Annotated in this window: 13 protein-coding genes; 2 read left to right on the top strand and 11 right to left on the bottom strand. The window is 39.5% G+C overall.

The features are described 5' to 3' along the window. Window positions 1-124 (bottom strand): flagellin N-terminal helical domain-containing protein (locus MW695_RS02835; protein WP_483299839.1); only part of this gene is annotated, 124 nt, incomplete at its 3' end. A 341-nt stretch (window positions 125-465) separates the two neighbouring features. Here MW695_RS02835 and MW695_RS02830 point away from each other — a divergent pair. Both MW695_RS02830 and MW695_RS02825 read left to right on the top strand, forming a co-directional pair. After that, complete coding sequence (locus MW695_RS02830; protein ID WP_247103016.1) at window positions 466-1047, top strand: hypothetical protein; 582 nt, start codon at window positions 466-468, stop codon at window positions 1045-1047. Window positions 1048-1081: 34 nt separating this feature from the next. Next, the gene (locus MW695_RS02825; protein ID WP_247103010.1) at window positions 1082-1666 is read left to right on the top strand and encodes a hypothetical protein; all 585 of its coding nucleotides are present in this window, start codon (window positions 1082-1084) and stop codon (window positions 1664-1666) included. A 61-nt stretch (window positions 1667-1727) separates the two neighbouring features. On the opposite strand, the gene csrA is transcribed toward MW695_RS02825, so the two are convergent. The 10 genes from csrA to MW695_RS02775 form a co-directional block, all read right to left on the bottom strand. Further along, window positions 1728-1949, bottom strand: coding sequence for a carbon storage regulator CsrA (gene csrA / locus MW695_RS02820; RefSeq protein WP_247103008.1), 222 nt, complete (start codon window positions 1947-1949; stop codon window positions 1728-1730). A 2-nt stretch (window positions 1950-1951) separates the two neighbouring features. Continuing rightward, on the bottom strand, window positions 1952-2482 hold the full coding sequence (gene fliW, locus MW695_RS02815; RefSeq protein WP_483299838.1) for a flagellar assembly protein FliW: 531 nt from the start codon (window positions 2480-2482) through the stop codon (window positions 1952-1954). A 564-nt stretch (window positions 2483-3046) separates the two neighbouring features. Then, complete coding sequence (locus MW695_RS02810; RefSeq protein ID WP_247103004.1) at window positions 3047-3628, bottom strand: DUF6470 family protein; 582 nt, start codon at window positions 3626-3628, stop codon at window positions 3047-3049. 21 nt (window positions 3629-3649) lie between these two features. Beyond that, complete coding sequence (gene flgL, locus MW695_RS02805; protein WP_247103003.1) at window positions 3650-4825, bottom strand: flagellar hook-associated protein FlgL; 1176 nt, start codon at window positions 4823-4825, stop codon at window positions 3650-3652. A 99-nt stretch (window positions 4826-4924) separates the two neighbouring features. After that, a complete protein-coding gene (flgK, locus tag MW695_RS02800) occupies window positions 4925-6625 on the bottom strand; it encodes a flagellar hook-associated protein FlgK (RefSeq protein WP_247102988.1) in 1701 nt (566 codons plus the stop codon). A gap of 21 nt (window positions 6626-6646) precedes the next feature. Then, window positions 6647-7141 carry a flagellar protein FlgN gene (locus MW695_RS02795; RefSeq protein ID WP_247102985.1) on the bottom strand — a complete coding sequence of 165 codons (495 nt, stop codon included), beginning with the start codon at window positions 7139-7141 and terminating at the stop codon, window positions 6647-6649. Between the two features lie 21 nt (window positions 7142-7162). Further along, complete coding sequence (gene flgM, locus MW695_RS02790) at window positions 7163-7420, bottom strand: flagellar biosynthesis anti-sigma factor FlgM (protein ID WP_247102983.1); 258 nt, start codon at window positions 7418-7420, stop codon at window positions 7163-7165. Between the two features lie 275 nt (window positions 7421-7695). Beyond that, the gene (locus tag MW695_RS02785) at window positions 7696-8130 is read right to left on the bottom strand and encodes a TIGR03826 family flagellar region protein (RefSeq protein WP_247102972.1); all 435 of its coding nucleotides are present in this window, start codon (window positions 8128-8130) and stop codon (window positions 7696-7698) included. A 155-nt stretch (window positions 8131-8285) separates the two neighbouring features. After that, window positions 8286-8426, bottom strand: coding sequence for a Gfo/Idh/MocA family oxidoreductase (locus MW695_RS02780; RefSeq protein WP_247102971.1), 141 nt, complete (start codon window positions 8424-8426; stop codon window positions 8286-8288). Window positions 8427-9161: 735 nt separating this feature from the next. Beyond that, window positions 9162-10187, bottom strand: coding sequence for a Gfo/Idh/MocA family protein (locus MW695_RS02775; protein ID WP_247102970.1), 1026 nt, complete (start codon window positions 10185-10187; stop codon window positions 9162-9164). Window positions 10188-10216: the final 29 nt, after the last annotated feature.

Raw genomic sequence — 10216 nt, 5'->3', positions numbered from 1 at the left:
CGTCACCAGCACGGTTAATACGAAGACCTGAAGATAATTTTTCTTGTGCTTGTGCACCAGCAAATTGGTTTACACCAAGCTGACGGTGTGCATTCATTGCAGGTAAATTGTTGTTAATAATCATTATGAAATTCCTCCTTGAATTGTGTTACCGTCCACGTCCTTGTGGTTGGTTAAGTATTAGAGGTCCACAAGAAAAATCAATTAAACCCTTCTTGCTTCACACTCTATAATTATATCGGCATTTCCTTTAGAAAAGTTTAATAGTTTTTAAATTTTTTTGGTTCTTTTTTCATGAGTATTTTGACATATATAAAATCAAGAAGAAAAATAGTTAATAAAAGTCCCCCAACCTTTAATTATCGTTCTTTTCCTTCTCACTCTTTTTCCATATTTTAAATTTTTTATGATTTTTTATCATTTGTATGATATATTGCATAGTAAATAAGTTGCAGAGGTGGTTGTGTGTTAGTTCAAAAGGTTAATCCGTATCTTCATATAAAACAACCGACTTTACACGAGGTTGAACAGGGGTCCTTTTCGATTGAAAGTCCTCGCGATACCGTTGCATTAGTGACTCTTTATGATAATCAATTAAACGAACAGCAGCTTCAAGAGGTGAGAAAGGGAAATGTCGAATTAGGCATTCATCTAGGTGAGCAGCATCACAATGATAAAGAGAGTCTCATTTTCCTGTTAAAAATCGGTCAAGCCTCCGAGGCGAACTTCTATCATTTTATTCCAAAGTCGGTCGTAGAGATCGATCGGTTTCTTATGAAATTAGTGAGATGCGACTTAATCATTGTGAGCCATACAGCTAACGAATCAGTGGCTAACGATGAAGGACCTCCTCTGTTTCAATCCTTCCGATTTATGGTTATACCGAATCGCGTTCGACATTCGTTTATTCGGATTATCGAACGTTTTGTCGAATTAAGAGAAAATGAATTCGCCAAAAAACAACAAAATGCTTCGGAGTTTGTCAACTATCATTCAAATGTAGAACTTTGGCATTCTGCCTATGTTCATGGAGATTTATACGCTTAATCCAGCTTTTTTATATCAACACGGAGGCTTATGTATGCAAATCGAACAGGTAAATCAACATATTTGTTTGGACAATAGTAACATTCCCCCAGAATTTGTGAATCACACGATCAGTCTCGTTGGAATTAAGAATGAGCCTTATTCGATCATTCAATTATATGAAGAAGGTTTGTCAAAAAGGGAAGAAGACGTTCTTTATCACTCTCCAATTGAAGTTGCCGTCTATGAAAAGAAGACGAAAACAGAGCATTTTCTCATTCCCCTTTTCAAAATTGGCAAAGAAGATAGCTTTGTCTATAGCTATCCACTAAATCCTTCTTCAAAAGTGGATGAGCTCTTTGTCGACAAATGGATCGCTCACCGTCTAATCGCCTTTATGCGCTTAGATGTGAACGATCAAGCAAAAATCGTATATCGCCACTTACGTGTTTGTTCCATACCTGATGATATACATAACTATTTATCAAGGTATTTCCTTCAAGCAAGAGAACAACAGGAAACGTGGCAAACGCCATTTTATGATTGGTTAGGGCAACTAGCAGAAGAAGATTTAATTACGAAATGGAATCAAGCAACCTACTTAGGACAATTAGGTGATTATTGCGAAAAGGATAAATAAGACGTAGTAAGGGCAGTGAAAACGTTTGGTTTTCACTGCCCTTTAAGTAACGAGTGACTTATTATTTCTTCCCAAACCCCTTCAACACATCAAGCGATACGGTTTGTACCGCAGCTTGGTTTTCTTCCTGAATTTGGATATACACTTCCTTGCGGTGAATTTCCACATGTCTCGGGGCGTCAATGCCTATTTTCACTTGGTCGCCGTCAATGGAAAGGACTTTAATTTCAATATCGTCGCCAATTTTTAGCGCTTCGTTGACTTTACGAGAGAGTACAAGCATTGTTACTCCCCCTTCCCGGCTTTAGTAGCTTGTTTAAAAATTTGGTGCTTCGTCGTATAGCTGCTGTCACTCATCAAAATTTGCTTTGCTTTGTTTGTACGGACGTTAATAATAATGGGACCTTGAAGATTAGCTGTCGTTTCTGCGAACGGTTCTTTCACCGTTAACAGAACATACGTTGAGACTTCTTCTGGTTTTTCAATGTTCAATTGTTCCTTGGTAGATTCTTGGAGCTTCACCTCATAATTTGGAACAAAATCGAATGGATTAACAAGGATAAAGGCGATCTCGACTGATTTCGTTGATTGCAAAACAAGAAAGGGCGATTGCTCGTCAAATGGATGAAGGACAAAAGACGTTTCATCGTCAAATGCTGGGATTCCTGTGGAGAATGTGATGATTTGTTCGTCTTTTACATCAATCTCACCAATGTATTTTGTTTTAATTTTCATTGTTAACACCTCATTATTCGCTTTACTTTCATTCATTCTCACAACTGTCGTTAGTGTATCATACAAGCGAACTCGTTTCATCAAGCTGAGACATCGAACATTCAGAGGCAGTCAAAAGTTGCGTGGAGGCTTTGTTTGTGTAAGTTCACATACAACCTCCTTGATGGAACCTCATTCCGTTATTTCCTTGATCAAACCACTTCTGACTACCTTTTCGGAACCTCATTCCGCTATTTGACCATTTGTGCTTCACTTTTCTCTTTTTTTTGCTCAATAGCGGAATGACGTTCCCATTCATACGCTTAAATGACGTATTTCTTCCTTTTAACGGAATGAGGTTCCGTTCCGGTTCGCATAAGATAAAAAGCGTTTGCGACTTTTCTTATATGCGTTGTGCCGAGTCGTTACAACGGTTTTCAGTTGTTCTAAAAGTAGAACGTGGAACGAGCGAATCCAACACTCTTAGTTAAATGACCCCGCTCACTTCTTCGGTTCTTCTCACATTTCCCCCTCGGTTTTTAGACTTTCTTAAAATTTGCCAACATCAACTATGCTTGTCTCACATTCGCTTCATCTAATTTAATACATTCTTATCCTGTAAAAAAAGAGAATGTTTCAAAGGTGTTGTAACCTTTGAAGCACTCTCTATAAATTCCGGTCAATAGCTGCACCGGTCGCTTCAAATGCAATCGCGTTCTTTTGTTGTAAGTAGACGTTTGCTTCCCAACGCGGAATATCAATATCGGGTTCTCTACGTGTGACTTGAATCGTCGGTTCACTTTTCCTAACATGATAATGTACTTCGCTTGGCTTGTAATCGATCGCTACTTTTGACATTGAAGAAGGCATATAAGCAATGTTGACTCTAGGATGTGATGGTCCATAGTTTTGTTTCGCAATTGAACTAATGGCATCGACATTTCGATCAATCCGCTTTAATTGCTCGCCTTCTCGTGCCGTTTTGGCAATATATTGCATCGTTTTTTGCTTAGTTGAACTGTAAAATTCTAGACTGTGACGAAGAGGACTCTTTAAATTAGCATCGGCAAATGCCTCTGTTTGATCAATAAATAGCCGTTGTCCTGTTGTACTAATTTCAACAAGGTTCACATGCTCTTGTTGAATTCGTAAGTCTGCATGATGCTGCCTAATACTCATCGTTGGCTGTCTCGTTTGCAGACCTGTTTGTGCGAAGGTTTGATAGATATTTAATTGAGCAAGCTGCATCTATACCCTCTCCTTACACCATTAACGTAGGAAATCGACTAGTGATCGCTGAATAATTCTAGATCCAGAAGCAAGGGCAGCCATATGGACGTTCTCTTGCATCATCAGCTCCATAATGACCATTTCAATATCTGCATCTTCATTATCCGACATAATCCTCTTTGCCGTAATTTCCTGATCTAGCATACGATTTTCCATCATTTCAAGTCGATTTACCCGAGCACCCACTTCTGCTTGTACCGACACAATTGTGTCAACATGTCCAAACATATTATCAATATAAGAAGTCAGTTCATCACCCGTAACAGACTCATCTTGTAGAGCACGTTCTAATCGAATAATATCTCCAAAGATAGCGTTATTAAACACTTCACCAGGGTTGACATTAACCGGGATCTTCACACCTTTTGTTAATTCAATATCAATATTTTGTGTATTAAATGACACAGCTTGTCGATTAGCGACAACAACATCGTTCGTTCTTAACGTTTTGCTAATAGTCGGGTCACCACCATCGGCAGGATTCGGTCTAATGTGTCTCACCGTTCCATCACCATCTACTGTTAATCGAAACGCCCCGTCCTCAAATTCTGGGTCACCAAATGCCGGCTCTGTTTGTCTGACATCTTGATATATTTGTTCGCCATCTTCTTCACCGACGTAACGATAAACTTGGCCATTATAGACAAGATCCGCTTCTTCTGGATCAATCGTTCCATTTAACAAATCATCAGGCAAATACATCATCTCCTCCATATCAATCACAGGTGGATTCATTGTATTTGTCCCATTGAAAATATATTTATTACTATTCTTCGTATTCGCAATTGATTGGAGGTGTTCTCTCAGCTGCGTGATCTCCTTAGCAATGTTAGCTCGCTCTGCTGCATCATAAGAGTCGTTTGAAGCTTGCGTTCCTAGCTCACGAATTCGTTGCATCACTTGGTTCGCTTGATCAAGTGCTGAATCTGCTGTTTCTAACCAGTTATGAGCGTCACCCATGTTTCGTTTGAACTGCTCAATTTCTGTCACCTCTGTACGATAGCGCATCCCTTTCATTGCCACAACGGGGTCTTGCGAAGGACGAGTAATCTTTTTACCAGTGACGAGCTGATCTTGTAACCGCGCCATTTGGTTATAGCCTTGATTAATATATCGTAATGTATTATTCGTTAACATTGATTGTGTGACTCGCATACGAAAACTCCTTCCCTTCTTATAAGGGTCCTGAAAAAGTTTAGTTTCTAACTTTTTTGGTGCCATCTTTCTACCTGAGAGGCCTTATCCTACCTTATCTTATCTCCCAACAATACCCATGCCATTGATGATTCGATCTAACATTTCATCGATCGTTGTTATATTCCGCGCTGCCGCATTATATGCATGCTGGAACTGAATCAACATTGTCATTTCCTCATCTAAAGACACACTACTAATCGCATCTCGATGATAGCCGACGCTGTGCATCAATCCTTCTGAGTTATCGCGCATACTCTTCGCTTCTGACGTATTAACAGCCATATCACCAATCACTGATTGATAGAAGCTTCCGATCGTTGTCGAACTATCGCCAAATGCAAGTGCCGCATCTTTAATATCTGCAAGACGGCTCGCATTTGTAGCATCGCCTTCATAAGCAACAGGCTGTCCATTAACAAAGTTCGAGCCATCCTCTAAGAAGCTACGAATATTATCATAATAATCTTCATCTCGATCGGCATTTAAAAGGTCTTGATATACTTCTTTCTGACCATCAACAATATGATCAAGACTTACGCCTGAAGCAGCAATATTATCTAAATTTTTGATATTATCATGAATTGTAATTGCACTAGCAGCACCTGCTCCACCGTCCATCGCAGATAAATCAAAGAACAAACCACCTAATTCAACATTTCCATTGATGTCAGGCTTAGTAAATCCAATTTGATGAACGTTATTAATTTCAGTCGCAAAGACCAATGCCATTTCATTGATTTCACTAATCATATCAGGAAGAACACCTTGAACACTATCGGCATCATCTCCATAGCCATAAGCTTGAATCAAGCCTTTCATCACACCTCTTGGCATCGAATCAAGGTCAATCTCTACCGCAACCTCCCCATCTTCATCCAAGAACGTAAACCCACTCACGAATGGATCATCCTCATCAAACTCAACCGCTAATGACTTATGTGCTGATTCTCCCGTACCATCAACAAGAACAATAGGGTCTCCATTTGCATCGGTCATAGGCTGTCCAGAATCATTAATAAGTGTGACCGTCACGGCACCTTCCGCTACAGAATTGGCATTCCCCCCACTTTTCTCACGAGTTACTTTAATGTTCATCATTTGAGAGAGCTGGTCCAAAATATTGTCCTGTTGGTCATATAAATCATTCGTCACATAGCCATGTGGCTCTGTTTCACGAATTTGCTGATTAATATTGTCTAGTTCATTTAATAATGTATTGATATTCTTTTCAGTCACTTCAATTTCATTTTTATAATCATTTTGGATTTTAGTCAGGGAATCATGAACATGATTGAACGTTTCTGCAACCGCAACCGCTTGCTGTTGTACAACTCGACGAGCACCTGAATCACTAGGATCAAGTGATAACTCTTGCAACGCTTTCCAAAATTCATCAATTTGGTTGTTTAACCCTTCATTAGAAGGCTCATTTAAAATATCTTCTACTTTCTCTAGCGATTTATAGCGAGTATCCCAATAACCAAATTTATTATATTCATTACGAAATTGTACATCGATAAATTGATCGCGAACTCGTTGGATGGAGCCTGCCTTCACCCCAGTTCCGATATGTCCAGGAATACGCGGCGCATTCATTCCTGCATTCGGATAAGGCTCTGTCGGAGTGAGGTTCACTCTTTGTCTCGTATATCCTACCGTATTCGCATTTGCTATGTTGTGACCTACTGTTTGAAGTGCGTATTGCTGTGTCATCATCGCTCGGCGAGCAGTTTCAAGCCCATGAAAGGTTGATGTCATTGTTTTTCTTCCTCCCTAACCTTATGCTTTAGAATCAAATATTGAATGTCCTGAACCAAGCGGAGATTCTTGCTTTTCGTCCGGACTATAACTGATGTCTTCCTTCATCGGAATCATTAAGTCAAGTGAAACCCTTACTAATTTAAGCGATTCTTCTATTAACTGTTGATTAAATTCATTTTGCTGCTTTAGTTGTGCCGTTACGTCAGTTAAAGATTGCTGAATTTCAATCATTCTTAGTTGCTCATCTTCACTCGCATAAGGTAACAAATCAACCATTCGTGCACCATTACTTTCGATTCCTTGTTCTTGTACATAATCACTTATTTTTTTTGTTCTTAATGTTTCTACCATTTCAAGCTGATGTATCCATTTAGACTCTTCTCGTACGAGCGTTTCAACTACCTTCATATCTCCCTTTTTTAACGGCTCCACCTTTTGTATTGCAATCATCAATAATTGTTGTTGGGTTTCTTCTAAACGTTCCATTAGTTGAATGAGAGCCTTTAACGACATAGCTTAATCTCTCCTCTATATTTATTGATTCCAATAATCATAAAAGGTCGCAGCAACGGCCTTCGGATCTACCTTATATTCACCTGATTCGATCTGTTCCTTTAACGCTTCTACTTTCTTCAAACGTTCTGGATCTTGTGTCTCTTGTTGCATTTGCAACGCCTCTCGAGAAATTTGTACTTCATCTTGCTTCTTATTTGAATTTGCCTCTTTTCCGACCTTATCAACTTGTTTTTTATATACATTCTGTTGAATGGATTGGTACGGGTTGACCTTCATCGTTACACCTCTTTTTTAGTTCAAACTACTTTCGTACGTTCTATTCCAATTATAACTTAGTTGCTATTTTAGACGACATGTACTTTATCATATGAGAAAAATGCGACAGCTTCTTTTCTTTAAAGTGGCGTGCGAAGCCGACGCTCCCCTTTGAATTTGCAAGCACCCTCTATGCTTTCCCACATGTCTTCCTCGAATCGTATAAATTCTTATTCTATAACAAAAAAAACGTACCGACTATATCATTGTATATATCGGCACGTTTATATGATTTGTTAATATTTTTTCTCAATTCGATCTTGTAATGTGGTGTACGTGTGAACCCGTTCTCGTTCATGATCTGCTATTTGCTCTTTAAGTTGTTCCGTTTTCTTCACGGAATCAAGACCGTCAGTAATATTATCCCGACAATGATCACAAATGCGCCCTTGTTGAATTTCATTCCCACATGACTCGCATGGATAACCTAAGTTAGGAAAATGACTTCGTAATATACGACCTTCACGAACGAATTGGTGAATTAATTCAAGAGGCACATCTGTCTTGGCATGCACTTCTTGGACCGATGCCGTTCGATTTTGTTTTTTTCGTAAAAACTTTGATACCTTTTCAAAGTTTGCTTCCTGTTCTCGATAGCAATTCGAGCAAATAGGGCGAAATGCCTTAACAAAAATAGCTCCACACTTCGGACAATTCATGACGTCCTTCATTAGCCTCACCTCTCTCTTAAGGACTAGTATACATGAAATATCGGCTGAAAATATCGAATTTTTGAGTATTTTGTCTTTTTTTGAACAACTAAAAGATTCCAACCAAGAAAAAAGCGACTAAGACTAGGGTCTACTTCCTAATCTCAATCACTTTGTTACAGCTCTACACTCTTTCCAATTTCACTACTTCGATAAATGGCATCAATAATTTGCGTCACCTGTGCGGCTTGTTCTGGTTTCACAACTAACTCCTCTTCCCCTTGACATGCTCTGAGAAAATGCGTTAGCTGAGCCACTCTGTATTTGTTTCACCAGGGGTATAGTTTGCTTGACTATTAAGGAGACGTCCGTGCTTCGCTGCACGGATTGTGCAGTCGCTTCATTGAGATCATATACGGCCTCTAACGTCGCTTCATGTTGCTAATGCTGGAATATGTCGATCCTGAGCAATTCCACCAGCCCCGATTACGCCAATGCGTAACTGATTCATATTTCATCCCATCTTTTTGATGAAATTGATCTGCATAGTCGTTATAACTCGCCTTCTATGCAGGACATTCTTTTCTTAATGCGTTGTGCGGAGCCATCACAACGGGTTTAAGTTATTCTGAAAGTGGACTTTTTTCAGAATATGGTGTAACGAGCGAAGCCGACGCTCTTCATTGAATGATCTCACTTGCTTCTTCGGTCTCCTCACATGTCTTCCTTGAATCTATACTTTCTTAGTTTTTATGAAAACCGCCTTAGCGTCTTTTTCTTAAGTGCGTGAATCAAGCGTGGACGACAGACGACAGCTTTTGTGAACCTACTTGCACAGTGCCAACCAACAAATGTAGTCCTCATTTCGCTATTTTGGCTTTAATGGCTCCTTTTGGATTTATTTAACTTAAATAGCGGAATGATGAACCGGAGAGAGCACGTGACCTTTGCATCCCTCTCCTGCAATACTTATCTATCTTATCTTCTAAATCAAAGGCACCGAAAAAGTTGAAAACCAAACTTTTTCAGTGCCTTTATTCAATACCTACACCTTATAGAGATGTAATTTTCTTCGTTTCACTTGATTCAAGTGCAGCAAGAACGACCTCTAATGATTTCAGACCTTCTTCACCCGTAATTAAAGGCTCTGTATCATTTGTGATTGCATCAATGAAGTGATCAATCACTTGTGAGCTCGTTTGACCGCCTGATTCATTCGTTTGAATGCCACCAAGCTCATATTTCACCACTTCACCTGTCTTATATTGAACAACCATCGAGTTCACTGGATCATCCTCTAAACGAACGATTCCTTTTTCACCATAAATAATCGTTGAATTGTCTTCTTTCGGTACGTAAGACCAGCTCGCTGCAAGAGTACCAATGATACCACTTTCTGTTTTTAACACACATACAGCATTATCATCTACATCCGAGTTTTCCTTTGCACCCGTTTCAACAAAGGCACCAACTTCTGTCATTTCTTCACCTAGAACATAACGAATCACATCTGTTTTGTGAACACCTAAATCTCCCATTGCACCAATGAAGGCTTCTTCTTTTCGGAAGAACCAGCTGTCCTTACCGTCCACACTCCAGCCTTCGGGTCCACCGTGACCGAATGCTGTACGGAAGCTATAAATTTTTCCTAGTTCACCGTTGGCAATCATCTCACGCGCCTTCTGGTGCGAAGGAACAAAGCGTTGGTTATGTCCAATCATCAGTTTCTTTCCACTTTCCTTCGCTGCAGCAATCATCGCTTCTCCTTCTTCTTTTGATGTCGCCATTGGTTTTTCACATAGCACGTGCTTGCCAGCCTTTAATGCAGCAATCGACACTGGTGCATGCAGAGCATTCGGTAAGCAGACGCTTACTGCATCAATTTCATCATTCGCAAGTAATTCTTCATAACTCGTGTATGCTTTTGCTTCATACTGTTCAGCAAATTCTTTCACACGCTCTTCGATTACATCACAAACCGCAACAATTTCTACTTGCTTATTGTTCGCATACTCTGGAATGTGACGATATTTTGCAATGCTCCCACAACCAATGACTCCAACTTTTACTTTACTCATTTGACATTCTCCTCCCAATTTTTAAAGAA

Source organism: Halalkalibacter sp. APA_J-10(15), from assembly GCF_023017105.1.
GTDB lineage: Bacteria > Bacillota > Bacilli > Bacillales > Bacillaceae_D > Halalkalibacter.
The sequence above is the reverse complement of the archived record's forward strand: the minus strand, read 5'-3'. Positions and strand labels throughout refer to the sequence as shown.